Raw genomic sequence first — 23866 nt, 5'->3', positions numbered from 1 at the left:
GTGAACCCGGTCGGAGCGATCAGCAACAGCTCACCGATTACCGGTACGTCACCTTCTTCGCCGCATCGACGACCTTGGCGACATCGACCAGCATCAGCTTTTCGAGGTTCGCCGCATAGGGCATCGGCACGTCTTCGTTGGTCACGCGCAGCACTGGCGCGTCGAGGTCGTCGAAGCCGTGCTCCATCACCACCGACACGATCTCGGACGCGATCGAGCAGGTTGCCCAGTTTTCCTCGACGATGATCATGCGGTTGGTCTTGGCGAGGCTTTTCAGCACCGTGTCGGTGTCGAGCGGGCGCAGCGTGCGCAGGTCGATGACCTCCGCCTCGATGCCCTCCTCGGCGAGCTTCTCGGCGGCTTCGAGGCTGATGCCCACGCCGATCGAATAGCTCACGATCGTCACGTCCTTGCCCTCGCGGACGATGCGCGCCTTGCCGATCGGCAGGACATGGTCGTCGAGCTTGGGAACGTCGAAGCTGCGGCCGTACATCAGCTCGTTCTCGAGGAACACGACCGGATCGTCGGTACGGATCGCCGCCTTCAGCAGGCCCTTGGCATCCGCCGCGTCATAGGGCGCGATCACGATCAGGCCGGGGACGCTCGCATACCATGCCGCGAAGTTGTGCGAATGCTGCGCACCCACGCGCGACGCCGCGCCGTTGGGACCACGAAACACGATCGGGCAACGCATCTGGCCACCCGACATGTAGTTGGTCTTGGCCGCCGAGTTGATGATGTGATCGATCGCCTGCAACGCGAAGTTGAAGGTCATGAACTCGACGATCGGGCGGAGGCCACCCATCGCCGCGCCTGCACCGATGCCGGCAAAGCCGTATTCGGTAATCGGCGTGTCGATCACGCGACGCTCGCCAAACTCGTCGAGCAGCCCCTGCGTGACCTTGTACGCGCCCTGATACTGCGCGACTTCCTCGCCCATCACGAAGACGCGGTCGTCCTCGCGCATTTCCTCGGCCATCGCATCGCGTAGCGCCTCGCGGACGGTCGTCTTGACCATCTCGGTACCCTCCGGGATCGCCGGATCGGTCTTGCCGACCTTCTCCGCCGACGCGACGAGCTGCTGCGTCCCGCTCTCGGCCTTGGCAGGCGACGCGCCTTCGGGAACCGGCGGCGCCTTGTCGTCCGACGGCGTTTCCTTCGGTGCGGCGTTGGCGGCCTCGCCCGCGCGTGCCTCGGTCGGCGCGCTGTCAGCGCTTTCGCCCTCTTCGAGCAGCGTCGCGATGACGGTGCCGACCTTCACATTGTCGGTACCTTCGGCAACCATGATCTTGCCGATCGTGCCTTCGTCGACCGCCTCGAACTCCATCGTCGCCTTGTCGGTCTCGATCTCGGCCATGATGTCGCCGGACTTGACGCTATCGCCTTCCTTGACGAGCCACTTCGCGAGCGTGCCCTCTTCCATCGTCGGGGAGAGCGCGGGCATCTTGATCTCGATCGCCATCAGTACGACTCCACCAGAACGTCGGTGTAGAGCTCGGCGACATCCGGCTCGGGGGTCTGCTCGGCGAAATCGGCGGCTTCGTTCACGGTCTTCCTGATCTCTTGTTCGATGGACTTCAGGTCCGCCTCGGTCACGCCCTGCTCGTCGAGCAGCTTCTTGATGTGATCGATCGGGTCGGACTTGTCGCGGACCGCCTGGACCTCATCCCGCGTACGGTATTTCGCCGGATCGGACATCGAGTGGCCACGATAGCGATAGGTCTTCATCTCGAGGATGACCGGGCCCTTGCCCGCGCGGACCCAGGCGATTGCCTCTTCAGCGGCCCCGCGGCACGCCAGCACGTCCATGCCGTCGACCTGGATGCCGGGAATGCGGAACGATTCGCCGCGGCGATAGAGCTGGTCCTCGGCCGAGGCGCGATTGACGCTCGTGCCCATGGCGTACTGGTTGTTCTCGATCACGAAGATGATCGGGAGCTTCCACAGCTCGGCCATGTTGAAGCTCTCATACACCTGGCCCTGGTTTGCGGCGCCGTCGCCGAAATAGGCCATGCAGATGCCGCCGTCGTTCGAATATTTATGCTTGAACGCGAGGCCGGTGCCCAGCGACACCTGAGCACCGACGATGCCGTGCCCGCCGTAGAATTTATGCTCGGTCGAGAACATGTGCATCGACCCGCCCTTGCCCTTCGAGATGCCCGAGCCGCGCCCGGTCAGCTCGGCCATGATCACCTTCGGGTCGATCCCGTAGGCGAGCATGTGGCCGTGGTCGCGATAGCCGGTGATGACCGAATCGGTCTCGCCGTCGAGCGCGGACTGCAGGCCGACCGCAACGGCTTCCTGGCCGATGTACAGATGGCAGAAGCCGCCGATCAGGCCGAGACCGTAAAGCTGGCCCGCCTTTTCCTCGAAACGCCGGATCAGCAGCATCTGCTTGTAGAAGGCGAGCAGCTCGTCCTTGCTGGCCTCATAGGGCTTGGGTTCGGCCGGCCGTTCACGGTTGGTGATCGGGGGCTCGGCGATTGCACGTGCTGGGGGGGCTTTGGCCACGATGTGGGAAACCTCGTTTTCCGTAGGGGAGTTGCCGCAGCCTATAGGCGCGGACGGGGCCGAACATCAATTCCCGTCTGGGGTATGCGATTCTGCGACTGTCCCGCGAGCTTCGATCCGTCGTGCCCGACACGCGGGCCGTCGCCCCCGCCCCTATCCCCAACCCAAGCAAAGCTCCGGTTGCCCTTCACGCGCTCGACCCCCTAAAGCCCGGGACAATGAACCCGACGATCGACCCGCATCAGCATCCCTTCCGGATCGCCAATTTTCGCGCCTATTGGCTGTCGCGGTTCGCCGGCACGATCGCGGTCAGCGCGATGTCGATCGTCATCGGCTGGCAGGTCTACAACCTGGCGCGCGAAACGATGGACATCCGCCAGGCGGCGTTCATGCTCGGGATGATCGGCTTTGCGCAGTTCGTGCCGCTGTTCCTGCTGACCCCGATCACCGGGCTCGTCGCGGACAGCTTCGACCGGCGCTGGATCGTCCGCGGCACGACCACGCTGCTGGTGCTCACCGCCGCGACGCTCTGGCTGCTGACATGGTCCGGCCATCTCACGCTCGGGGCGTTGTTCGCCGCGGCCGTCGCCTTCGGCGTCGCGCGCGCATTTTCCGGCCCAGCCTATTCGGCCCTGGCGCCGAATCTGGTTCCGCGGGCGGTGCTCCCCACCGCGATCGCGATCAGTTCGATCGCGTGGCAGGTCGGAACGATCGCAGGCCCCAGCGTCGGCGGGCTGCTCTACGCGATCCATCCCGAGGTCGCGTACGGCGTGGCGACGCTGCTCTTCCTCGTCGCGCTGGTGTTCATGTTCCTGATCGGCCCGGTGGCACAGCCCGCCGCGCAGACCGACCATCGCCCCCTCGCGCGGATCATCGAGGGGTTTACCTATGTCCGCCGCAACCGGCTCGTGCTCGCGACGATCACGCTCGACCTGTTCGCAGTGCTGCTGGCGGGTGCCACGTCGCTGTTGCCGGTCTATGCCCGCGATATCCTGCATGTCGGGTCGCAGGGGCTCGGCGTGCTCGCCGCGGGCATGGGGATCGGTGCCGCGGTCACCGCGATCTGGTTCTCGATTCGGCCGATGAGCCGCAATGTCGGGGTCAAGATGCTGGTCGCGGTGATCGTGTTCGGCATCGCGATCCTCACCTTCGGGGTCGCGACGCCGATCGTCGAGCTGATCGGGCTCACCCCCAGCACGATTGCGGGGTTCCCCATCCACCCCGCCTTCGTCCTCAGCTTCGTCGCGCTGATCGTCGCGGGTGGGGCGGACATGATCTCGGTCTATGTCCGCCAGTCGCTGATCCAGCTGCACACGCCCGACGTGATGCGCGGCCGCGTCAGCGCGGTGTCGCAGCTGACGATCTCGGCCTCGAACGAGCTCGGCGAATTCGAAAGCGGGGTGATGGCGTCGCTGCTCGGCCCCGTCGGCGCAGTGGTGTTCGGCGGGGTTGGTGCTATTGCCGTCACGATCGGCTGGGCGCGCCTGTTCCCGGAACTCGGGGCGGCGAAGACCTTTGATCCCCCCGAGATCCTAGAGACCGAACCACAGCACGGAGAAGCCAAGCCATGAAAGCCTCCTCGATCCTGGACACGATCGGCAACACGCCGCACGTCCGCCTGTCGAAGCTCTTCCCCGATTCCGAAGTCTGGGTGAAATCCGAACGGTCGAACCCGGGTGGTTCGATCAAGGACCGTATCGCGCTGGCGATGATCGAGGCCGCCGAAAAGGCCGGCGACCTCAAGCCCGGCGGCACGATCATCGAGCCGACCAGCGGCAACACCGGCGTCGGCCTGGCGATGGTGGCAGCGGTCAAGGGCTATAAGCTGATCCTCGTGATGCCAGAGAGCATGAGCGTCGAGCGTCGGCGTCTGATGCTCGCTTATGGTGCGACCTTCGACCTCACCCCGCGCGAGAAGGGCATGAAGGGCGCGATCGAGCGCGCGCGCGAGCGCGTCGCCGAAACGCCCGGCGCCTGGATGCCGCAGCAGTTCGAAAATCCTGCGAACATCGACGTGCATGTCCGCACGACGGCACAAGAAATCCTCGAAGATTTCCGGGATACGCCGATCGACGTGATCATCACGGGCGTCGGCACCGGCGGCCACATCACGGGCGTCGCCGAGGCGCTGAAGGCGCACTGGCCCGAGTTGAAGGTCTATGCGGTCGAGCCCGCCGCCTCGCCCGTGATCGCCGGTGGCCAGCCGGGCCCGCATCCGATCCAGGGCATCGGCGCAGGCTTCATCCCCGCCAATCTCCACACCCAGGCGATCGACGGCGTGATCGAGGTCGATGCCGCGGTCGCCAAGGACATGGCACGCCGATCGGCGGCCGAAGAGGGCATGCTGGTCGGGATCAGTTCGGGCGCGACGCTGGCCGCGATCCTGCAGAAGCTCCCTGATCTTCCCGACGACGTCCGCGTCCTCGGCTTCAACTATGATACCGGCGAGCGCTATCTGTCCGTGCCGGACTTCCTTCCGGAGCAGTGACGACGATGACCGATGCGCGTGGCGCCGTTTATCTGCGCGTGTCGGTACTCGCGATCGCGGCTGCGGCGATCGTCGGACCGACGCTCGTCGTGACCAATCCCCCGGCGCTGCCCCACCCGGCGCGCGCCGCGATGCCGAAGCAGCGCGTCGTGCCCCAGGCAGAGCTGCCCCCGGTCGAGCCGGTCCGGTTCGTCGACCTCGCGCCCGAGGATGCGCGAGCGTTCAACGCCACGGTGCCGTTCTCGACCGATCCGAACCCAGCTGCACGGCCGTTCCGCTTCGCCGGCGCCGCCGACGACCTCGCACGCGCGACCGACTGCCTCGCCGCCGGCACGCTGTACGAGGCGGGGGACGACACGGTCGGCGAACGCGCCGTCGCGCAGGTCGTGCTCAACCGTCTACGGCATCCCGCCTTCCCGAAAACCGTCTGCGGGGTGGTGTTCGAAGGCGAGACGCGGGCGACGGGTTGCCAGTTCAGCTTCAGTTGCGACGGCGCGCTGCTTCGTTGGAAGCCCTCCGAGGACGCATGGCGCCGGGCGCGCAGCGTCGCGGCCGCCGCGCTGTCGGGCAATGTCTATCGACCGGTCGGCTATGCCACGCATTACCACACCGACTGGGTCGTTCCCTATTGGCAGTCGAGCCTCGACAAGATCGTCGCGGTCGGGTCGCACCTGTTCTTCCGCTGGTCGGGCTGGTGGGGCACACCCCCGGCCTTCCGACGTGCGCCCGAGCAGGGCGAACCGGTCATCGCGCAGCTCGCGCCTATTTCGGATGCGCACCGCACCGCCGCCGCGCTGTCCGAAGCCGATGCCGCGATTGCCGAAGCATCCGCCGCGCTCGGCTTCGTGTTGGGCGACGATGCGGTCGCCGGTGACGGCGCGAACGCGGCCTCGACGCCCTTTGCCACGGCCGAGGGCGATACTGTGCTGATGACCTTCTCGCCGGGCGTGCTCCCCAACGCCTACCCGACGCTTGCGACGATCGCGTGCGGCGACCGCGCCTTTTGCCGTTTCATGGCATGGGCCGACAAAACCAAGGCCGCAACGTCCACGCCGCTGACGCCGGCACAGAGCGCGGCGATCACGTTCAGCTATCTGCGCGATCGCTCGGCCGATTACGAAAAGGCGCTGTGGAATTGCCAGCAGGTCCGCCGGCCCGATCCGACGCAGTGCATGCGCGCGCGACAGACGCTGCGCGCGGCCCCCGCGGCGGCGGACAAGGCAGCACCCCCGGCGGATGCGCCACAGGAACTCGACGGTGTGCGGCGCAAGACGCCCGCCACGCCAGCGGCGACCGCAGCCCCGATGTTGAAGCCGGACGTCAGGAAAGCACCACAAGCGACAGAAATGTAACGGAAAGACCGGCACGCCCGCCGGTAAGCAACAGTCAGATCCAAAAGAAAAGGCCGCGTCCACCCTTCGGTAGACGCGGCCTTTTTCCGCTTCAGATCGCGTGGGCGATCAGTAGCGATAGTGATCCGGCTTGAACGGGCCTTCGACGGGCACGCCGATGTAACCGGCCTGCTTCGGGGTCAGCTGCGACAGCTTCACGCCCAGCTTCTCGAGGTGCAGCGCTGCGACCTTCTCGTCGAGATGCTTCGGCAGGACATAGACTTCGTTCTTGTAGTTCTCGCCCTTGGTCCAGAGCTCGATCTGCGCGAGCGTCTGGTTGGTGAACGAGGCCGACATCACGAACGACGGATGGCCGGTGGCGCAGCCGAGGTTCACGAGGCGACCCTTCGCCAGGATGATGATCTGCTTGCCGTCCGGGAACTTCACCAGGTCGGTGCCGGGCTTCACTTCGCTCCAGTCATAGTTGGACAGCGCGGCGATCTGGATCTCCGAGTCGAAGTGACCGATGTTGCAGACGATCGACATCGGCTTCATCGCCTTCATGTGATCGGCGGTGATGACATCGGCATTGCCGGTCGCGGTGCAGAAGATGTCCGCGCGCTTCACGGCGTCTTCCATCGTCACGACCTCGAAGCCCTCCATCGCCGCCTGCAGTGCGCAGATCGGATCGACTTCGGTAACCATCACGCGTGCGCCGCCGTTGCGGAGCGACTGCGCCGAACCCTTGCCGACGTCACCGAAACCGGCGACGCAGGCGACCTTGCCGGCGAGCATGACGTCGGTCGCGCGACGGATCGCGTCAACCAGCGATTCCTTGCAGCCGTAGAGGTTGTCGAACTTCGACTTGGTGACCGAGTCGTTGACGTTGATCGCGGGGAACGGCAGCTCGCCCTTCTTGGCGATCTCGTACAGCCGGTGAACACCGGTGGTCGTCTCTTCCGAAACGCCCTTCAGGTTCTTGACGGTCTCGGTCAGATAGCCGGGATTCTTTGCGACATACGCCTTCAGCGCACGCTGCATCTCGACCTCTTCCTCGTTCTCGGGCTCGGGCATTGTGTGGCCGGCTTCGAGCTTGGCGCCCCAGAGTGCGAACATCGTCGCGTCGCCACCGTCATCGAGGATGATGTTGGCGGTCTGGCCCTCGACGTCGCGATCCCACGAGAAGATGTCGCCGACATAGTTCCAGTAGTCGGCGAGCGTCTCGCCCTTGATCGCGAACACCGGCACGCCCGACGCGGCGATCGCGGCGGCGGCATGGTCCTGCGTCGAGAAAATGTTGCACGTCGCCCAGCGGACGTCGGCGCCGAGTGCGGTCAGCGTCTCGATCAGCACCGCGGTCTGGATCGTCATGTGCAGCGAACCGGTGATGCGCGCGCCCTTGAGCGGCTGCGCTGCGCCGAATTCCTCGCGGAGCGACATCAGGCCCGGCATCTCGGTTTCGGCGATGTTGATCTCGGCGCGGCCGAAATCGGCAAGGCTGATGTCGGCGACGACGTAATCGGTCTTGCCGTCCGTCTTCTGGGGCGCGAGCGTGGTGGCCACGAGGATATCTCCTGGAAATCTTTGATCGGCGGGCCTCATGCCCGTGCCGGATGCAGGGCCGCATAGAGGAACGGGCCGCCCAAATCAAATATAAAGATATCTTTATATGATGCCCGGGACGGTCTCCGCCGCGCTAGAATGTCATCTTGACCCGCGGATGCGCGCGGCGATCATCACGCCGTGCCGGTATCCGCCACCAGCAGCCGCGGGTCGACGCCGGCCCGCTCGAACGCCCTGCTCCAGCGCTCATCCGCGTTGGTGTCGAATACCAGATCGGCAGCGCCGGCGACGTTGAACCAGCCGGGACGCGCCAGTTCGCCCTCGATCTGCCCGCTGTCCCATCCCGCATAGCCGAGCGCGACGACCCATTGCGACGGCCCCTTCCCCTCCGCGATCGCGCGGAGCACGTCGATCGTGCTCGACAAGGCCCAGAGCCCTGCGACCTCGATCGTGTCCTGCCCGCCCCAGTCGCACGAATGGATGACGAAGCCGCGGCGGGGTTCGACCGGCCCGCCGAAATGCACCGGGGCATTGGGCGCGTCACCGGGTGCGATCTCGAACTGTTCGAGCAGGTCGTGAAAGCCGAGACCGTCGACGGTGGCGCCGAGACCAATCCCGAGCGCGCCGTTTTCGTCATGACTGCACATCGCGATCACCGCGCGGGCGAACCGCGGATCGCTCATCCCCGGCATTGCCAGAAGGAGTTGCCCGGAAAGAAAAGCCGTCTTGTCCATGCCCTAGACCATAGCGTCGCGACGGCCCCGCCGCCACGCTTGAAATCGCGCGCCTCCCATACGAGGTACCGTCCGCCCGGGACGATCTCGCGGCGACAGGAGAATTTCCATGACGATCAGCGTCGGCGACCGGCTTCCCAACACCACTCTCGTCAAGGCCACCGCGGACGGCCCCGATCAGGTCGAGTCCGAGACCTTCTTCGCGGGCCGCAGGGTCGCGCTCTTCGCGGTCCCCGGCGCCTTCACCCCGACCTGCTCTGCCAAGCACCTGCCGGGCTTCGTCGAAAAGGAAGCCGCACTGAAGGCCAAGGGCATCGACGAGGTCGCCTGCACATCGGTCAACGATGCGTTCGTGATGGATGCATGGGGCAAGTCCGCCGGTGCCGGCGACATCACGTTGCTCGCGGACGGCAATGGCGATTTCGCCAAGGCGGTCGGCCTGACGATGGACGGCTCGGGCTTCGGCATGGGCACGCGCAGCCAGCGTTATTCGATGATCGTCAATGACGGCGTCGTCGAGCAGCTCAACGTCGAGGCCCCCGGTGAGTTCAAGGTGAGCTCTGCCGAGCATCTGCTCAGCGAGATCTGATTGCGACGCGCGCCTGATTGAACGTCGTGCTCCGTCATCCTCGCGCACGCGGGAATGACGGAGCTGGCGTGGCACGCGCGGTAGTCTTGCCTCCGTAATCTCGCCCGCGTAACACTGGGCGATGACAATCGCATCCGACCTGGTCGCCGAACTCGACCGCCTCTACCGCGCCTCCGTTGCGCGGCTCCAGTCCGCCATGAGCGCCTATATCGCCGACGGCACCGTGCCCGATCCGGCAACCCGCAGCGATGGCTCGTTCGCCTATCCCGAAATCCGGCTGATCTACAAAGGCGGCATTGACCGCCCGACCCCGCTCCGCTCCTTCGGACGCATGGTGAATCCCGGAGAATACCGGATCAGCGTGACCAAGCCCGCGATCTTCGCCGATTATCTGACCGAACAGCTGACGCTGCTGATCGAGGATTACGACGTCGAGGTCGAAGCCGTCGAAGGGCGGCAGGAGATCCCCTTCCCGTACGTCATCGATCCCGGCCACGCGCTGAGCCTCGACGAGGTCTCTGCGACCGAACTCGCACGGTTCTTTCCCGCCACCGAGCTCGCGCATATCGGTGACGAGATCGCCGACGGGCTGTGGGTGGCACAGGACGACACCCGTCCGCTCGCGCTGTTCGATGGCTTGCGGACCGATTTCAGTCTCGCACGGCTGCGCCATTACATGGGCACCCCTGCCGAACACGCGCAGCGCTTCGTATTGTTTACGAACTATCACCGCTATGTCGATGAATTCGTTCGCTGGGCGGGCACGCAGCTCGGCGAAGGCAGCCGGTTCACGACGCTGTCGGGCGCGGGCGGGATCACGATTTCGTCAGGGGATGATATCGACAAGATCATCTCCGACAGCGCATGGCGTCGGCACCAGATGCCCGCTTATCACCTGATGGCGGACGACCGTACCGGGATCACGCTCGTCAACATCGGCGTCGGCCCGTCCAACGCCAAGACGATCTGCGACCATCTTGCGGTACTGCGTCCCGAGGCCTGGCTGATGATCGGTCACTGCGGCGGCCTGCGTCCCAGCCAGCGGATCGGCGACTATGTGCTCGCGCATGCCTATCTGCGTGACGACCATGTGCTCGATGACGTGCTTCCGCCCGAGATTCCCGTCCCCGCGATCGCCGAAGTCCAGGTGGCGATGGCCAAGGCCGCCGAGATCGTCTCGGGCCAGTCGGGCGAGGACCTGAAGCGCCGGCTGCGTACGGGGACGATCGTCACCACCGACGACCGCAACTGGGAACTGCGCTATTCGAAATCGGCGCTGCGCTTCTCGCTGTCGCGCGCGGTCGGCATCGACATGGAATCCGCGACGATCGCGGCGCAGGGCTATCGCTTCCGCGTTCCCTACGGCACGCTGCTCTGCGTCTCGGACAAGCCGCTACACGGCGAGCTGAAGCTGCCGGGTCAGGCCAACCGCTTTTACGAACGCGCGATCAGCGAGCATCTGCGGATCGGGATCGAAACCTGTGAGCAGCTTCGCCAGGAGGGTGCCAAGCTGCACAGCCGCAAGCTGCGGGCGTTCGACGAGCCGCCGTTCCGCTGAGGCCTGCCGCGCGATTTTCGGAGCGCATCGCATGCCGATGCGTTACGCCCGCGGGATCATTTTGTGAGGGAGCATAGCCGTGGCCGACACCGACCCGCCTGAAACGGACGCCAAGAAGCCCGTCGTCACGCGCCGCCGCGCGCCGCGCAAGGCCAGTGCACCCAAGCCGGCAAAGCCAGTGGTTGCGCCGGCCGCGCCGGCAATCGACAAGCCGACATCCGAAAAGGCGGTCCCAGTCTCGCGGAAGCCCAAACCCGCCCCCAAGCCGCGCTCGACCAAGCGCAGCACGCCTCGACCGATATCGGCGCGCAAGACGCCGCCGCCCGTCGCCAAGCCGATCGACAAGGTCGGTGGCAAATGGGGTGCCGCCGCGATCGCGGGCGGCGTCGCGGTACTCGGCGCCGCCGCAGCGCTGCTGACCCTGCGCGGCAGCACGCCGAAGACGCCCAAACCCGCTGGCAAGCACGCGCATCAGGCGGACGGTACAGATTCGTCTAAGTCGTTCGAAGCCGGGATTGCCGACGAAGGAACGATCCCGGAATAATCGTCCCTGGCCCCCACTGTTCCCCCGCGGATGCGGGGGCCCAGCTAGACCCAAAGCGCGCTTGCAGCCGTGGATCACCGCCTTCGCGGGGAAGCAGGGCCGCCACCAATTGCCTAAAGCTCACCAGCCGGTCGGCTTGCCCTTGTTCTGCACGTCGAGCCACGCCTTGAGCGGCTTGAAATACTCGACCAGCGCCGCGCCCGACATCTCGCGGCTGCCCGTGAACACCTGCAGCGCATCCGGCCACGGCTTGGACTGACCCATGCTCAGCATCGCGTTCAGCTTCGTGCCGACCGCCTTGTTGCCGTAGAACGAGCAGCGATGCAGCGGCCCCTTCCACCCCGACTGCTCGCACGCCGCCTTGTAGAACTGGAACTGCAGCACGCGCGCGAGGAAGTAGCGCGTATAGGGCACCGCCGCCGGGATGTGATATTTCGCGCCCGCGTCGAACTTCGTCTCGTCGCGCGCGACCGGCGGCTTGATCCCCTGATATTGCAGCCGCATCTTGTCCCACGCCGCCTGATAGCCGGTCGTCGGGATCTGCCCCGAGAACACGCCCCAGCGCCACTTGTCGATCAGCAGCCCGAACGGCAGGAACGCGACCTTGTCCATCGCCTGACGCAGCAACAGGCCGATATCCTTGTCCGCGCTCGGCACGCGCGCCTGGTCGAGAAGTCCGATCTTCACCAGATAATCCGGCGTGATCGACAGCGCGACGGTATCGCCGATCGCCTCGTGGAAGCCGTCATTCGCGCCGTTCTTGTACAGCATCGGCTGCGCCTTGTAGGCACGCTGATAGTAGTTGTGGCCGAGCTCATGGTGGATCGTGACAAAGTCGTCCGCACTCACCTTGGTGCACATCTTGATGCGGATATCGTCCTGGTTGTCGATATCCCAGGCCGAGGCATGGCAGATCACGTCGCGGTCCGCGGGCTTGGTGATCTGCGACCGCTTCCAGAAGGTCTCGGGCAGCGGCGCAAAGCCCAGCGACGAGTAGAACCCCTCGCCCTGCTTGACCATCTTCACCGCGTCATAGCCCTTGGCCTTCAGCAACTCGCCCGTGTCGAAGCCGAGATCGCCAGCCCCCTTGGGGGCGACGATGTCATAGATATTGCCCCATTCCTGCGCCCACATGTTGCCGAGCAGATCGCTGCGGATCGGCCCGGTCTTCGCCTGGACCGCATCGCCGTACTTCTCGTTGAGCTTCCACCGCGTATAGGTGTGCAGCGCCATGTAGAGCGGCTCGACCTCTTTCCAGATCTTGTCGGTCAGCGCGGCGAACTGCTCTGGGCTCATGTCGTAGCCCGACCGCCACAGCGCGCCCACATCCCTGTAGCCGAGCTCGCGCGCGCCCTCGTTCGAGATCGCGGTCATCTTGGCATAGTCGCCGCGCATCGGTGCGCCGACCGCGTCGTTCCAGCTCGTCCACATCTCCTGCAGCTTGGCGGGATCACGGCTCTCGCCCATCGCCGCCTCGATGTCCGAGCCGTTGATCGGCTTGCCGTCGAGCGTCCCCATGCCCTTGCCGTAGGACGACGACATCTTCGTCGTCAGCATCGACAGTTCGTCCGATGCGCCCGGCCGCGTCGGGGCGGGCAGCGTCAGCCCCCCGCGGAGCAGGTCGAGCTTGCGCTTGGTGTCGACCGACAGGCCCGGAACATTGGCGTATTTGGCCGCGCCCAGCGCATATTTCACGCCGAGATCGGTCATCTCCGCGCCCAACTTCGCCGCCAGCGCATCGGTATCGTCGGTGATGTAGGTCGCGTTCACCCACGCCACGCGCGAGGCGTCGACCGACTTGGCGGCAAATATCTTTTCCGCCTCGGCGACGAACGCATCTGCCTGCGCAGCGGTCGGGCTGGACGCGGCAGCGGTGGCCTGAGCACCGGCCACCGACGGCGCGGCGCACAGCGCGCCGGCGAGAGCAAACATCGAAACGCTGAACCGAACCATCATCATCCCCTTATCGTGAGGCCCTGATGGATGATCCGCCGCCGGATGGTCAACCCGCCAGCCATGCCCTCTCCCGTCATCCTGACGAAAGTCAGGACCGAGGGTTACGGGGGGCGGCGCTGCTTGGCTGCGGGTCCTGACGTTCGTCAGGATGACCGGGGGCTATTCAGCAAGAAAGTCCGCAATCGCCTGGCCAAGCTCGAACTTCACCACCGCGCTCATATGTCCGCCCGGCGTCGCGACATAGCGGCCATGCGGCAGGACCGCGGCGAGATCCGGTGCCGACCCGTTATCCTCATCCTCCGCACCGCACACCACCAGCGCCGGCTGCTCGATCGCCCTGACCGCCTCGATCGGTGTATCCGCAAAGGTCTCGAGGATCCCGAGCAATGCGACCGGATCGCCGCCCGTGGTCTTCAGGAACGCCTCGGCGAGCCACTCGGGCGTGCCCTGAACATGCTTGCCCAGATTGGTGAGGATATTGCGGAAATGCCCCGCGCGCCGCGACGTCTCGGTCAGTCCGGCGAGGCCCATCCCGGAAAAGACCACGCGCCTCGGCGTCGCGCCCGTGGCGAGCATCCGCGACGTCGTCCGCGCGCCCAGCGAATAGCCGCCAAGATCATAATCGGTCAGCCCGAGATGATCGACCAGCGCATGGCCGTCGAGCGTCAGCGCATCCGCGGGGTAGAATTCCAGCCCATGCGGCTTGCCGCTCTCGCCGTGCGCGCGCAGGTCGGGCATGATCACGCGGAACCCCTTGGCCGCGATCTTGGCGGCATGGCCATAGCGGATCCAGTTGGTCTTCGCGTCGGAGAAATAGCCGTGGATCAGCACCACCGGTCGCCCCTCGCCGACCTCGCGCCACGCGATCCGCGTGCCGTCGAAGCTCTCGAAATACTGCGTCTCGGTCGGGGAATATGCCACTGATCCAGATCCCTATAATCGTAGGATGTCGTCGCCCCCGTCCGACACACGACACCGTGCTGTCAACCGCCACGAAGAGACGCGCTCCGAGGAGTATCCGCGACCCACCGCTACGTCATCCTGACGAAAGTCAGGATCCAGAGCCACGGATGCGGCGCTTGGTATCCTGGATCCTGACTTTCGTCAGGATGACGAGCGCCCATCGTTATGGCCCCGCCGCACGACGCCATCACAAAAAGGGGTAGTGTGACACGCAAACTCCTTTAGCTAAGGGACAAGGATCGCGTCGGACGATTCACCGAGGATGCGCGAAGGGCCCGACCAAGGACCCGCAATGCCGCCATCTGCCGACGCCACCTTCCCCTCAGCCACCCTTCCCCTGGGACGGCCGCACAGTATCGCGGAGGATTTCTACGCGCTCGTCATCGGCTGCATCCTGCTGGTGATCGGGCTGGTCTTCCTGAAGGCGGCAGGGCTCGTCACCGGCGGGATCGCCGGGATCGCGCTGCTGCTGTCCTATCTGGTGCCCTTGCCGACCGGCGTGCTGTTCACGCTGATCAACCTGCCCTTCTTCCTGTTCGCGCATTACGCGATGGGCCGCCGTTTCGCGATCAAGACGATGCTGGTGAATGCCGGGATCGCCGCCTTCTCGACCTTCGCGGGCGGATCGATGCACGTCGACCAGATGCACCCGTTCTTCGCCGCGATCGTCGGCGGCACGGTGATCGGGCTCGGCATCCTCGTCCTCGCGCGACATCAGGCCGGGGTCGGCGGCACCGGGGTCGTGACGCTGTGGCTGCAGCGCACGCGCGGCTGGAATGCGGGCCGCACGCAGATCGCGCTCGACGTGGTAATCCTAGCCGCCGCGATCCCTGTCGTCAGCGCGGGTCAGTTCGGCTGGTCGGTCTTAAGCGCAGCCGCGATCAGCCTTATCCTGATCGCTTGGCACCGCCCGGGACGGTATATTGGGCACTGATCGCAGCCATAAGACGATCCAGCGAAGCAGGATCGCATAGGGCAAGATCGGCCGACGGCGCACTCAGCGCCGGTCGACGACACGGGCTTTGCCCGTGTCCGCCCACGCAGGATGACGCCCGCGATACGTCATCCCGCGCTCGACGTCGGATAAGCGGAAGAAGGCTCCCCCTCCCGCTCCCCCGCCTACGCGTCCTTCTTCAGATGCCGACGACCCAGGAGCTCGGCGATCTGCACCGCGTTCAGCGCCGCACCCTTGCGCAGATTGTCCGACACGCACCACAGGTTGATGCCGTTCTCGACGGTCGAATCTTCGCGCACGCGGCTGATGAAGGTCGCGAACTCGCCGACGCATTCGATCGGCGTGATATAGCCGCCATCCTCGCGCTTATCGATCAGCATGACCCCGGGCGCCTCGCGCAGGATGTTCTGCGCCTCCTCGGCCGAGATCTCGTTCTCGAACTCGATGTTGATCGCTTCCGAATGGCCGACGAACACCGGCACGCGGACGCAGGTCGCGGTGACCTTGATCTTCGGGTCGAGGATCTTCTTGGTTTCGACCACCATCTTCCACTCTTCCTTGGTCGACCCGTCGTCGAGGAAGCTGTCGATGTGCGGGATCACGTTGAACGCGATCTGCTTGGTGAACTTCTTGGCCTCGGCCGGGTCGCCGACGAAGATGTTGCGGCTCTGCTCGAACAGCTCGTCCATGCCCTGCTTGCCCGCGCCCGACACCGACTGATAGGTCGCGACGACGACGCGCTTGATCTTGGCCGCGTCATGCAGCGGCTTGAGCGCGACGACCATCTGCGCGGTCGAGCAGTTCGGGTTGGCGATGATGTTGCGGACCTTGTAGCCGTCGATCGCGTCCGCATTCACTTCGGGCACGATCAGCGGCACGTCCGGATCCATCCGGTACAGCGACGAATTGTCGATCACGGTGCAGCCCGCCGCGGCGAACTTCGGCGCATAGACCGCGGTCGCCTCCGACCCGATCGCGAACAGCGCCATGTCCCAGCCGGTGGGGTCGAAATTCTCGATATTCTGGCATTTGATCTGCTTGCCGGTGTCACCGAAATCGACCATCTCGCCCTGGCTGCGCGACGATGCGACGCAGGCGATCTCGTCCGCCGGAAATTCACGCTCCGCCAGGATGTTGAGCATTTCGCGCCCGACATTGCCGGTCGCCCCTGCAACCACGATCCGATAACCCATTATGTCGTCCCTTGATGCCGCCGCGAAACGATCGCGACATTGCTGATCTTCATTCGGGCGCGTCCGTATACGTCTCCGACGCACCCTGCCAGATAACTTTATTTCGTCGCAGGCAAGCTCGTCCCTTCGCCGGTAACCGGTTTGTCCTTCACCGTCCGGTCGAGGAAGTTGAGGATCGTCCCCCAGACATGCTCGCTGATCCCCGGCCCCGCAACGCGGTGCGTATAGCCCGGGTAGAACATCATCTCGAACGGTGTCGCGGTCGCCTGCATCTTGGCCGCGACCTTGGTCGAATTGTCGAGGAACACGTTATCGTCCGCCATGCCGTGGATCAGCAGCAGCGGATCCTTGATCAGCGCCGCATCCTCGACCGCGGCCGACGTCGCATAGCTCGCCGGATCGGTCTTGGGATCGCCCAGATAGCGCTCGGTATAATGCGTGTCGTAGAGCTGCCAGTCGGTGACCGGCGCGCCCGACACTGCGGCAGCATAGACCCCCGGCGTCTTCTCCAGCATCTTCAGCGACATGTACCCGCCATAGGACCAGCCATAGGTCGCGATCTTGCTCGGCTCGACGAACGGCAGCGTCTTCAGATACTCCGCCCCGGCCAGCTGGTCCTCGACCTCGACCGTGCCCATCGCATGATAGATCGCGTCCTCGAACTTCTTGCCGCGGTTGTACGAGCCGCGATTGTCGATCTGGAAGAAGATCCAGCCCTGATCGACCAGATATTGCGGCAGCGGCCCCTGCCAGCCGCGCGTGACCTGCTGGCCGGTGCCCGGGCCGCCATAATGCTGGAAGAAGACGGGATATTTCTTGCCCGGCTCGATCGGCGGGGTGATCATCTCGTAATAGAGCGTCGTGCCGTCCTTGGCCTTCAGCGTGCCGAACTTGGTCTGCTGATGGCTGGCGGCATAGGGATGATAGGGATGCCCCTCCTTCACCGCATTCTCGTTGATCCACGAAATCCGCTTGCCGGTCGCATCCGCCAGATAGACCTGGGTCGGCTGTGACGGGTTCGAGCGCGAGACGATGAACCGCGTGCCGGCACCGTCCATCGACGCGCTGTTCCACCAGCCGCTCTCGGTCAGCTTGGTGATCGCGTTCGGCTTGGCGATATCGACCGAATAGAGCTGCTGCTCCAGCACGTCGTCCTTGTTGCCCGTGAAGAACAACCGCCCCTTGGCCTGGTCGACGCCGACCAGCCCGGTCACGACCCAATCGCCCTTGGTCAGCTGCGTCCAGCGGCCTGCCGCGAACCGGTAGAGATGGCCATAGCCGCTGCGCTCCGACCGCCAGATCAGGCTGCCGTCCTTCAGCACGCGGTAGGCGTCCGACAGGTTCAGCCAGCTCTTCACCCCCGACTTCTCCGTGAACAGGATCGTCGACTTGCCCGTTGCCGGGTCGACGCGCAGCATCTCGAGCAGCTTCTGGTCGCGGCTCTGGCGCTGGACGAGCAACATCGTCCCGTCGGGCGTCCAGTCGACCCGCGCCAGATAGATGTCGGGATTGGTGCCCAGATCGACCTTCACCTGGCCCGACCCGTCGGGCTTCATCACGTACAGGTCGACCAGTGCGTTGGGCGTGCCCGCGGCGGGATAGCGCTGATCATAGACCTTGGTCCCCGTCGCGCCGATCGAGGCACGCGTGAAGATGCGCACCGGCGCCTCGTCGAACCGCTCGACCGCGACATAGCGCTCGTCGGGCGACCACCAATAGCCCGTGCGGCGATCCATTTCCTCCTGCGCGACGAACTCCGCCTCGCCGAAATGGACGGTGCCGCCCCCGCCCTTGGTGACCGCGCGCGCCTCGCCACCCGCCAGCGGCTGAACGACGAGATTCTGGTCGCGGACATAGGACACGAACCCGCCCTTGGGGCTGATCACGGGGTTCAGCTGGCCACCCGGTGTATCAGTCAGCCGCCGGACCTTGCCGTCGAGCGTCGCGATGTACAGGTCGCCGTCGAGCGGCACGAGGATCGACTTGCCATCGGGCGCCCAGTCATAGGCGACGATGCCCTTCGACCCGGCGATCCGCGCGCGCTCGCGCTGCATCTTCTCGGCTTCGCTCAGCTCGGCGCCGCTGCCGACGCTCTTCGAATCGACGAGCATCCGCTCCTGGCCCGTGGCGGTATCGACCGCCCACAGGTCGAACCGCTCCTTCTCGTCCGCCCGGTTGCGCAGCGAGGTCAACAGCGCACCGTCGGGCGACAGCCGTACCGCGCGCGGCTGCGGGCCCGACAGGTCGGGATTGCCGAACACCCGCGCCAGCGTCAGATCGCCGGCCGGGGCTGCAGCTGCCACGGGAGCCGCTGCCGGGTCGCTCGGCGTGGTAACGCCGTCGGCGCCGCCTGCCGTTTGCGCGGACGCGCCGTCAGCAGCCATCGCGGCGGTTCCGACCGAAGCAAGTGCAAGCCCAAGCAACCATGTACGCATCCTATAGTCTCCGATGGACGGGCTCCAGCGCGGTGCCGGTGCCGCGCGCGTTATCGCGGCGCGTCCCGCCCCCGTAAAGCCGTAAACCCTGCATGATGCACTCGGCCGCGGCCAAGGCGTCACGCCCAGGCCGACCGGACTCGCCGGCGGATGGTTAGCGGGCGGTTAACGTCATGTGCACGCCGTCTTTACAGGTCGTGTGCAAGGACCTGTGGCCGGACGTCCGCACGCATATGGCGCGCGGGCATCCCAGACATGACCGGGGACTAATGGCTTCGACGACGGCATCCATTGACGAAACACGGCCCGGCGCCTGGGACGTCGTCGCGCGCCTTGGCGCCGTCGACGGTGCTGTCGCGCACCCTCACGCGACGCGGCTCATCCAATCCGCCCCCGCCCAGCGCAACCTGTCGGATGCGGTGCACGCGTTCTGCGACGTCTATGGACGGCACCCCGGGATGATCGACGACGCCTTGCTGCGTAGCGCACAGTTGGGTTCGCTGCCCTGGCTCGAAACCGCAGCGACCGGGTTCGCGATCGAACGCGGCTATCTCGCCCAGTTGACCGCCGCCGTGGGGCCGTTGCCCTCGACACCGGGTCAGGCGGCGACCGAGGCCGCCCTCGCCGGCGTGCGCAACGCACTGGAGATCCTGTCCGGTTCGGAGCGCGCCGGTTGCGCGACGGGGGCGGTGGCCGCGCTGCTCCACGACTGGGCGGTGACGCGCGACGTTCTCGACCTTGCCGCGACCCGGTTCGGCATCGTCGCGCCGCCGCGCGCGCTCCCGCCCGCTGACGTCAGCGCCAAGGCGCTGGCAACGCTGGGTGCGACGCCCGGTGCGCGGCGTGCCATCACCTTCGGCGCGCAGCAGCTCTACGCCCAGCATCGCGGCCTCTGGTCGCTGCTCGAAGCCCGCGCCAGCGCGCGCGGCGATCTCTGACCGGATTGCACACGCAGCCTAGGCCAGTGTCGTAGCAACTCCCCGGGCAACTTTTGAAAACAACGTCTTGAACTGCGCCTCGGTCGGCGTGCCGCCGCGCGTGTAGACGCTGATGATAATCGGCGTGTCGGGATCGCGCCACAACACCCCCACGTCGCCGGCCGCGTCCCTGCCGTTGTTCCCCGTCTTGTTGCCGATCACCCACCCCTGCGGCAGACCGGCCCGCAACCGCGCGGCGCCGGTCCGGCATTGCCGGAGCCACAGCATGAGCAGCGCGCGTGACGAGGGCGACAATACCGGACCACGCGTCAGCCGTCCGATCGTCGCCGCCATCGCCCTCGGCGTCGTTGTGTTGCGCAACCCACCCGGCGGCGCACGGTTCAGGAACGGCTCGATATCGTCCAGCCGACTGACATCGTCGCCCAGACGTCGCCAATAGGCCGTCAACGCGGCGGGCCCGCCAACTTGCCTCAACAGGATATTGGCGCAGCTATTGTCGCTTTGCTCGACGGCTGCCTGACACATCTCGCCGAGCGACATCTCGCCCCGCGCCAGATTCTGCCGGGCGACGGGCGCGTGCCAGTCCTGCAGGTCGGCAGGAACGAGCGCGATCCTGTCCGCAAGCCGGGCCCGGCCGCGATCGACCCGGTTGAGCACGCACGCGGCGAGCGAGGCCTTGAACGTGCTGCACATGACGAACCGCTCATCGGCACGCCAGGCGATCGCCCTCCCCGTCGTCAGGTTACGCGCGTAGATCCCGACATGGCCGCCGCTCGCGGCCTCGTAGGCCGCGACGCCGGGCGGAGGAGCCTCGCTGCGTGCGAAGGCCGGACGCGTAACGAGCGTTGCGGAAACGCCTGACAGGAGAGCCCGCCTGTTCAGCATGATGATCGTGATGCCTCCTCCAGCCGCGTCGTTTCGCCGCGCGGACGCTCGGTACACCGTCCAGGCCTTGCAACGAAACCCGATCGCTGTCGGTGTCGCCATCGTCCGGGTTGCGTCGGATGCCCAACAGCTTCTATCCGTACCGGGAATTCGATTCTGACGGGAATGGGCATGAAGCGCTTCGAAGGTACGCAGAGCTATGTCGCAACCGACGACCTCAAGGTCGCGGTGAATGCCGCGGTGACGTTACGCCGCCCGCTGCTCATCAAGGGTGAACCCGGCACCGGCAAGACCGTGCTCGCCTATGAGATCGCCAAGGCGCTCGGCGCGCCATTGATCGAATGGAACATCAAGTCGACGACCAAGGCGCAGCAGGGGCTGTACGAATATGACGCCGTCGCCCGCCTGCGCGACGGCCAGCTCGGCGACGAACGCGTCCACGACATCGGCAATTATATCCGCAAGGGCAAGCTCTGGGAGGCGTTCACCCAGCCGGCACCGCCCGTACTGCTGATCGACGAGATCGACAAGGCGGATATCGAGTTCCCCAACGACCTGTTGCAGGAACTCGATCGGATGGAATTCCACGTCTACGAGACCAAGGAGACCGTCCGCGCGGTCGAGCGTCCGATCGTCATCATCACCAGCAACAACGAGAAGGAACTGCCCGACGCGTTCCTGCGGCGCTGCTTCTTCCACTATATCAAGTTTCCCGACCGCGACACGATGCAGGCGATCGTCGACGTCCATTTCCCCGGGATCCAGCGCATGCTCGTCTCGCGCGCGATGGACCTGTTCTACGACGTCCGCGACGTCCCCGGGCTCAAGAAAAAGCCCTCGACCTCCGAGCTGCTCGACTGGCTCAAGCTGCTGCTGCACGAGGATATGCCGCTCGAGACGCTGCAGAACCGCGATCCGACCAAGGCGATCCCGCCGCTGCACGGCGCACTGCTCAAGAACGAACAGGACGTGATGCTGTTCGAACGCCTCGCCTTCATGGCGAAGCGGCAGAAGAACCAGGGGTAGCTTCGGGAGCGACGAGACAGCCGCGGCCGGAACGGTCCGCCTGAGCGACGCTGAAAACGCGGCTTTAATCAGTTGCGCGCTATTGCTCCGGGTGTGCGTCACCACCTGCCCCTCCCCGCGGCATACGCGTTGCTTGCGATCCTGGGCGTCGCGGTCTGGATCCGGATCCTATCGGCCCATGGCGGGCTGTGGGTCGACGAGGCGTGGTCTGCGGTGCTGGTGGCGAATGTGGACACACCCTTGGACGTGTTCACCTCGATCAACCACGATAATAATCACCATCTGAACAGCCTGTGGATGCAGGCGGTTGGCTATGCCACGCCGCCGCTGGCCCTGCGCGCGCTGTCGATCGTCACCGGTGCCGCCACGGTGCTGGTCGTCGCCGCGATCGGTGCGCGGCGCTCCACGGCGCATGCGCTGGTCGGCGCGGCGCTATTCGCGCTGTCGCCGATCCTGGTCAATTATGGCAGCGAAGCGCGCGGCTATGCGCCGATGCTGCTGTGCGCCTTGGGTGCGATCCTGGTCGCCGCACGCTGGCTCGACGCCCCCGCCCCTGCGCCCCGCCATCCGCCGGGGCTGCTCGCGCTGCTGACCATTCTCGGACTCCTGTCGCAGTTGACGATGCTGTTCTTCGTGGTTGCGATTGCCGCCTGGGTCGCGCTGACGCTGCGCCAAAGGTTTTCCACCGGGACGGCCGCCGCGATGACCGCGCGGCTGATGCTGCCGAGCGTCGTTGCGGTCATGCTCGTCTTCACGCTGGTCTTCGGCGCCGCGGCCGCAAGCCCCGGCGGCATGCAGGTCGGCGACTATGTGCCCTTCTCGTTCGCCAGCCTGGTCGATGCGCTGCAGGTCATGCTGGCGACGACGCTCGGCGCATCCGCCTTGCCCCGTTGGTGGATCGCGGTGCTCGCGCTCACACTATGCGTCGCCGCAATGGTCGCCGTCGCGCATCGACGCCCCATGGCGTGGCTGGCAATGCTCGCAATTGCCGGGCTGCCGATCGCCCTCGCCACGCTTCACATCGCCAACACAGGAATGCCGCGCTACTTCCTGCTATCCAGCGTCGCGGTCCTGTTGCTCCTGACTGACCTGATCGCCACCGCGCTGACGAAAGGCCCCCGGTCAAAGATATTGGCCGCGCTCGCCCTCACTCTCCTCGCGATCGGCATGAACCACGACATCGCGCAGGACATTAAGCGACGACGCGGCGATATCGATGCCGCCATCGCCGATATGCGCATCGAAGCGCCGGGCGGCGCGCGCGTTCAGGTCGATCACCTCCAGCCGGTTGCCCCGCTTCGGGTCGCCGCGGCGACGGCGCGCTATCCGCTCGCGCTGACAAGCGACTGCCGGCGTGCGCAATTCGTCTTTGTCGATCTCGACGACGGCGGCGCGGCGGCGGCCACGACGCGACGCTGCGGACGCGTCTATACGCTTCGGACCATGCGCCGCCGGGGCATGCTGTCGGGAACCGACTGGGCGCTTTACGGACTACCCCGCGCGCGCAACGCCTTGTCGACTAATCCATATTGAGGCTGGCGCATCGTCATGCCATTAACCAAAGGCGGCAACATGGCGGTCATGGGACGGCCTTTAGGATCACGGGATGAATCGCTTCAGTCGCGCCCTTCTCTCCGCTGTCCTCACGATCGGCGCGGGGTCCGCTGCACAGGCATCGCTGCTCGACTATGTCGGGCAGTGCGTTCCGTTTGCGCGGGCGGCCTCGGGGATCGAGATCTATGGCGATGCCTGGACATGGTGGCGTCAGGCCGATGGCCGCTACGAGCGCACGCATCGGCCGAAGACGGGCTCGGTCATCGTTTTTGCGAAGACGGCCCGCCTGCCGATGGGGCATGTCGCGGTCATCAGCCGCGTCGTCGAGAAGCGCGTCGTGATGCTGACCCATGCCAATTGGTCGCGCCAGAACGGCGAACGCGGTCATGCCGAACAGGACGTCACGCTGTTCGACGTCTCGCCAGCCAATGACTGGAGCCGCGTGAAGGTCTGGTACAAGGATGTCGACGGCCTCGGCGGCGGCATCTACCCCGTCTACGGCTTCATCCACGGCGACGTGCGACCCGCGGCTGAACTGACCAGTCGCAATCCCGATTATGTCGGCGCGCTGATCGACGCATACGTCCCGGGCAGCTGACCGCGCATACCCGATCCTCGACTCGCCCCTCGACTTCGCGGGGCT

Annotated in this window: 20 protein-coding genes; 11 read left to right on the top strand and 9 right to left on the bottom strand. The window is 65.8% G+C overall.

The window, feature by feature from the left end:
- Positions 1 to 37: 37 nt before the first annotated feature.
- The gene (locus SOM18_RS00510; protein ID WP_031439899.1) at positions 38 to 1462 is read right to left on the bottom strand and encodes a pyruvate dehydrogenase complex E1 component subunit beta; all 1425 of its coding nucleotides are present in this window, start codon (positions 1460 to 1462) and stop codon (positions 38 to 40) included.
- The gene (gene pdhA / locus SOM18_RS00505) at positions 1462 to 2511 is read right to left on the bottom strand and encodes a pyruvate dehydrogenase (acetyl-transferring) E1 component subunit alpha (protein WP_031394777.1); all 1050 of its coding nucleotides are present in this window, start codon (positions 2509 to 2511) and stop codon (positions 1462 to 1464) included. The genes SOM18_RS00510 and pdhA overlap by 1 nt, the downstream gene beginning before the upstream one ends.
- A gap of 218 nt (positions 2512 to 2729) precedes the next feature.
- Here pdhA and SOM18_RS00500 point away from each other — a divergent pair, with 218 nt between their 5' ends.
- The 3 genes from SOM18_RS00500 to SOM18_RS00490 are packed head-to-tail and all read left to right on the top strand — an operon-like array spanning position 2730 to position 6351.
- Positions 2730 to 4082 (top strand): MFS transporter, encoded by a 1353-nt coding sequence (locus tag SOM18_RS00500; protein WP_031439898.1) that lies wholly within the window; start codon positions 2730 to 2732, stop codon positions 4080 to 4082.
- Positions 4079 to 4999, top strand: a complete 921-nt coding sequence (cysK, locus tag SOM18_RS00495; RefSeq protein WP_031439897.1) for a cysteine synthase A — start codon at positions 4079 to 4081, stop codon at positions 4997 to 4999. The genes SOM18_RS00500 and cysK overlap by 4 nt, the downstream gene beginning before the upstream one ends.
- Positions 5000 to 5004: 5 nt before the next feature.
- Entirely contained in the window at positions 5005 to 6351 is a 1347-nt protein-coding gene (locus SOM18_RS00490) for a cell wall hydrolase (RefSeq protein WP_042466703.1), read from the top strand.
- 108 nt (positions 6352 to 6459) lie between these two features.
- Here the strand turns inward: SOM18_RS00490 and ahcY are convergent, their stop codons facing one another.
- On the bottom strand, positions 6460 to 7893 hold the full coding sequence (gene ahcY / locus SOM18_RS00485) for an adenosylhomocysteinase (RefSeq protein WP_320481149.1): 1434 nt from the start codon (positions 7891 to 7893) through the stop codon (positions 6460 to 6462).
- Positions 7894 to 8066: 173 nt separating this feature from the next.
- Positions 8067 to 8627 (bottom strand): YqgE/AlgH family protein, encoded by a 561-nt coding sequence (locus SOM18_RS00480; protein ID WP_056407654.1) that lies wholly within the window; start codon positions 8625 to 8627, stop codon positions 8067 to 8069.
- A 109-nt stretch (positions 8628 to 8736) separates the two neighbouring features.
- On the opposite strand from SOM18_RS00480, the gene SOM18_RS00475 reads away from it, so the two are divergent.
- The 3 genes from SOM18_RS00475 (at position 8737) to SOM18_RS00465 (ending at position 11318) form a co-directional block, all read left to right on the top strand.
- Positions 8737 to 9216 carry a peroxiredoxin gene (locus SOM18_RS00475; protein ID WP_031394784.1) on the top strand — a complete coding sequence of 160 codons (480 nt, stop codon included), beginning with the start codon at positions 8737 to 8739 and terminating at the stop codon, positions 9214 to 9216.
- 121 nt (positions 9217 to 9337) lie between these two features.
- Positions 9338 to 10774, top strand: a complete 1437-nt coding sequence (locus SOM18_RS00470) for an AMP nucleosidase (protein WP_031439894.1) — start codon at positions 9338 to 9340, stop codon at positions 10772 to 10774.
- Positions 10775 to 10853: 79 nt separating this feature from the next.
- Entirely contained in the window at positions 10854 to 11318 is a 465-nt protein-coding gene (locus tag SOM18_RS00465) for a hypothetical protein (protein WP_042466688.1), read from the top strand.
- Between the two features lie 120 nt (positions 11319 to 11438).
- Here SOM18_RS00465 and SOM18_RS00460 read toward each other — a convergent pair whose 3' ends face one another.
- Positions 11439 to 13271, bottom strand: coding sequence for a M2 family metallopeptidase (locus SOM18_RS00460; RefSeq protein WP_320481145.1), 1833 nt, complete (start codon positions 13269 to 13271; stop codon positions 11439 to 11441).
- A gap of 162 nt (positions 13272 to 13433) precedes the next feature.
- Positions 13434 to 14195: an alpha/beta fold hydrolase gene (locus tag SOM18_RS00455; protein ID WP_031439892.1), complete on the bottom strand. Its 762-nt coding sequence runs from the start codon at positions 14193 to 14195 to the stop codon at positions 13434 to 13436.
- Between the two features lie 334 nt (positions 14196 to 14529).
- Here SOM18_RS00455 and SOM18_RS00450 point away from each other — a divergent pair, with 334 nt between their 5' ends.
- Positions 14530 to 15171 (top strand): YitT family protein, encoded by a 642-nt coding sequence (locus tag SOM18_RS00450; RefSeq protein WP_031439891.1) that lies wholly within the window; start codon positions 14530 to 14532, stop codon positions 15169 to 15171.
- Between the two features lie 185 nt (positions 15172 to 15356).
- On the opposite strand, the gene SOM18_RS00445 is transcribed toward SOM18_RS00450, so the two are convergent.
- Positions 15357 to 16385: an aspartate-semialdehyde dehydrogenase gene (locus SOM18_RS00445; protein ID WP_031439890.1), complete on the bottom strand. Its 1029-nt coding sequence runs from the start codon at positions 16383 to 16385 to the stop codon at positions 15357 to 15359.
- 98 nt (positions 16386 to 16483) lie between these two features.
- A complete protein-coding gene (locus SOM18_RS00440) occupies positions 16484 to 18820 on the bottom strand; it encodes a S9 family peptidase (protein ID WP_081874183.1) in 2337 nt (778 codons plus the stop codon).
- Between the two features lie 269 nt (positions 18821 to 19089).
- Between SOM18_RS00440 and SOM18_RS00435 the strand changes: the two genes are divergently transcribed.
- On the top strand, positions 19090 to 19758 hold the full coding sequence (locus SOM18_RS00435; protein WP_031439888.1) for a DUF6975 family protein: 669 nt from the start codon (positions 19090 to 19092) through the stop codon (positions 19756 to 19758).
- An 18-nt stretch (positions 19759 to 19776) separates the two neighbouring features.
- Here SOM18_RS00435 and bla read toward each other — a convergent pair whose 3' ends face one another.
- Positions 19777 to 20643 carry a class A beta-lactamase gene (gene bla, locus SOM18_RS00430; protein WP_152555416.1) on the bottom strand — a complete coding sequence of 289 codons (867 nt, stop codon included), beginning with the start codon at positions 20641 to 20643 and terminating at the stop codon, positions 19777 to 19779.
- 171 nt (positions 20644 to 20814) lie between these two features.
- Here bla and SOM18_RS00425 point away from each other — a divergent pair, with 171 nt between their 5' ends.
- From SOM18_RS00425 to SOM18_RS00415, 3 genes are all read left to right on the top strand, one after another.
- Entirely contained in the window at positions 20815 to 21669 is an 855-nt protein-coding gene (locus tag SOM18_RS00425; protein ID WP_031394950.1) for an AAA family ATPase, read from the top strand.
- 129 nt (positions 21670 to 21798) lie between these two features.
- Entirely contained in the window at positions 21799 to 23202 is a 1404-nt protein-coding gene (locus tag SOM18_RS00420) for a hypothetical protein (protein ID WP_031439885.1), read from the top strand.
- Positions 23203 to 23275: 73 nt separating this feature from the next.
- A complete protein-coding gene (locus SOM18_RS00415) occupies positions 23276 to 23821 on the top strand; it encodes a CHAP domain-containing protein (protein ID WP_031439884.1) in 546 nt (181 codons plus the stop codon).
- Positions 23822 to 23866: the final 45 nt, after the last annotated feature.

The sequence above is a fragment of the Sphingomonas sp. CFBP9019 genome, assembly GCF_034045155.1.
Classification (GTDB): Bacteria; Pseudomonadota; Alphaproteobacteria; order Sphingomonadales; family Sphingomonadaceae; genus Sphingomonas; species Sphingomonas aerolata.
The sequence above is the reverse complement of the archived record's forward strand: the minus strand, read 5'-3'. Positions and strand labels throughout refer to the sequence as shown.

What these genes read in the sequence shown, in the direction of transcription:
- SOM18_RS00490 (WP_042466703.1), top strand. Translation starts at nt 5,005, where the DNA reads ATGACCGATGCGCGTGGCGCCGTTTATCTGCGCGTGTCGGTACTCGCG.
- SOM18_RS00450 (WP_031439891.1), top strand. Translation starts at nt 14,530, where the DNA reads ATGCCGCCATCTGCCGACGCCACCTTCCCCTCAGCCACCCTTCCCCTG.
- SOM18_RS00460 (WP_320481145.1), bottom strand. Translation starts at nt 13,271, where the DNA reads ATGGTTCGGTTCAGCGTTTCGATGTTTGCTCTCGCCGGCGCGCTGTGC.
- SOM18_RS00445 (WP_031439890.1), bottom strand. Translation starts at nt 16,385, where the DNA reads ATGGGTTATCGGATCGTGGTTGCAGGGGCGACCGGCAATGTCGGGCGC.
- SOM18_RS00510 (WP_031439899.1), bottom strand. Translation starts at nt 1,462, where the DNA reads ATGGCGATCGAGATCAAGATGCCCGCGCTCTCCCCGACGATGGAAGAG.
- SOM18_RS00475 (WP_031394784.1), top strand. Translation starts at nt 8,737, where the DNA reads ATGACGATCAGCGTCGGCGACCGGCTTCCCAACACCACTCTCGTCAAG.
- bla (WP_152555416.1), bottom strand. Translation starts at nt 20,643, where the DNA reads ATGCTGAACAGGCGGGCTCTCCTGTCAGGCGTTTCCGCAACGCTCGTT.
- SOM18_RS00415 (WP_031439884.1), top strand. Translation starts at nt 23,276, where the DNA reads ATGAATCGCTTCAGTCGCGCCCTTCTCTCCGCTGTCCTCACGATCGGC.
- SOM18_RS00440 (WP_081874183.1), bottom strand. Translation starts at nt 18,820, where the DNA reads ATGCGTACATGGTTGCTTGGGCTTGCACTTGCTTCGGTCGGAACCGCC.
- SOM18_RS00480 (WP_056407654.1), bottom strand. Translation starts at nt 8,627, where the DNA reads ATGGACAAGACGGCTTTTCTTTCCGGGCAACTCCTTCTGGCAATGCCG.
- SOM18_RS00435 (WP_031439888.1), top strand. Translation starts at nt 19,090, where the DNA reads ATGGCTTCGACGACGGCATCCATTGACGAAACACGGCCCGGCGCCTGG.
- SOM18_RS00500 (WP_031439898.1), top strand. Translation starts at nt 2,730, where the DNA reads ATGAACCCGACGATCGACCCGCATCAGCATCCCTTCCGGATCGCCAAT.
- cysK (WP_031439897.1), top strand. Translation starts at nt 4,079, where the DNA reads ATGAAAGCCTCCTCGATCCTGGACACGATCGGCAACACGCCGCACGTC.
- SOM18_RS00425 (WP_031394950.1), top strand. Translation starts at nt 20,815, where the DNA reads ATGAAGCGCTTCGAAGGTACGCAGAGCTATGTCGCAACCGACGACCTC.
- SOM18_RS00470 (WP_031439894.1), top strand. Translation starts at nt 9,338, where the DNA reads ATGACAATCGCATCCGACCTGGTCGCCGAACTCGACCGCCTCTACCGC.